1 protein-coding gene is annotated in these 1877 nt (G+C 42.7%); it reads left to right on the plus strand.

Annotated features, from left to right (window positions below):
- The coding region (locus AUR04nite_RS17730; protein ID WP_218024706.1) for an SIR2 family protein at nt 1-1792 on the plus strand (1792 nt) is incomplete at its 5' end.
- Nucleotides 1793-1877 lie beyond the last annotated feature (85 nt).

The raw sequence follows: 1877 nt of genomic DNA on the forward strand, positions 1-1877 counted from the left end.
AGCTATAGGTAGCGTATTGCGAAACCCCGGTTGTTGTTCTTCAACAACCGGGGTTTCGCTTCATCTTATTTCATACGAAATACGGTCAAAATTAACCGAAGGGTTATATTTTGATCAGATTATTAAGAAGTCTATAATATTGGGGTTAAAGCGCGTTGCGCTAATCGTGAATGGGGAGAATGTGACTAGTGAAGTTGGACTGGGATCGCCAACTGATTTAACGGAGTTTGCTCAACAGGTTTCAGACCATTTGAGGAATTTTTCGGCGGCACCAATATTGTTCGTTGGATCCGGCGTAACACGCAGGTATTTGAACTTGCCTGATTGGAAAAGTCTGCTTGCTGAGCTTGCTGCACTTACTGAACGCGATTACAGCTATTATCGTTCGACCGCTAGTAATAACTCGCCGCAAATGGCGCAATTACTAATTGAACCACTGAAGACCAAAATGTGGCAAGAAAGTGAATCAGCTCTTCGGCAAAAATATGAAGACCAACTAATTGATCCTTCAAGTGCGCTTAAGGTCTACGTTACTGAAATTCTCAATCGAGAAGAGGCTCAGACTACAGATGATTCGCAGCTTTTGCAGGAGATAGAACTGCTGAGAAAGGCAAAAATTGATGCAGTAATTACAACGAATTACGACGGATTCATGGAGAATCTTTTCCCGGATTTTAAAGTATTTGTTGGTCAGGATGAACTAGTTTTTTCCGAGCCTGCAGGCATTGGGGAAATTTACAAAATTCATGGTAGTTTGAGCGATCCGAATAGCATTATATTTACAACAGATGATTGTGAATCTTTTAAGGGACGTAATACCTATCTTGCAGCGAAGTTGTTGACGCTATTTGCAGAGCATCCAATAATATTTCTTGGCTATGGTTTTGGGGATCCTGATGTGTTAGAAATACTTTCAAGTTTGGCTAATTGTCTGAGGGACAAGAACCTTTCGAGGTTACAGGATCGATTACTCTTCGTGAATTGGCAGCCTGACTCGACGCCAGCCATGGTTGGCACAGTTATGGCAGCTGGCACGCACAGTATCCCTGTGCACATGCTGACGGTGCCCAACTACGAGGATGTTTTCTCAGCTCTGCAGTCTCTTGAACGCAAATATTCAGCGAAAACTCTAAGGCATCTCAAAGAACATGTTTATTCATTGGTGCTTGACGAGACAAAGCATGATCGTTTACATGTTGCCAATTTTGACGGGGATGGATCAGTCGATCTCGTATTGGGTGTTGGCGTCATTGCTGAATTGCAGAAGCATGGTTACAGGGGACTGAATAGAATCGACGTCTGCATGGACCTGCTGCATGATCGCGATTTCGAAAGCGATTTTATTGTGAAGATGACATTACCTGATTTATTGAGTCGCCCAGGAAATTTCCCGGCCTATAAGCACTTAAGCTTAGGTGGGTACCTCAATGCGGATGGTCAAATAAAAGACCCAGATATTCTGTCTCCTAAATTATTACGGTGGCTTGGTGACGTTGAATCTAAGCTTCGTCCCGTCAAGAGTCTTAGGAAGAAAGCTACTAAGGCTGCTCAGCAATTTGGTGATTTTAATAATATGGCTCGGCAGTGTACTACGGACGATACTTTGGCGTACTTCGGCGCTTTTTCACGAGATGAAATCGATATTGACGAATTGGAAGCTTTTTTGCTGAAGATTGAAACATCAAAGGTAAGAGCAAATGGGGATCTAGCAACCAATTTTGCAAAGGCAATCTGTGTATATGACTTGTTGAAATACGGTCCTAATACGGCTTGGGCAAAACGTTTAGTTTGATCGTAAATCAAAAATCGAGCCTTGATGTTCGAAGAGCCCCACATTGAAATTGCTGTCTAAGATTTTGCCCTGCTCGATTCAACGA

The organism is Glutamicibacter uratoxydans (genome assembly GCF_006539925.1).
GTDB classification, from domain to species: Bacteria; Actinomycetota; Actinomycetes; order Actinomycetales; family Micrococcaceae; genus Glutamicibacter; species Glutamicibacter uratoxydans.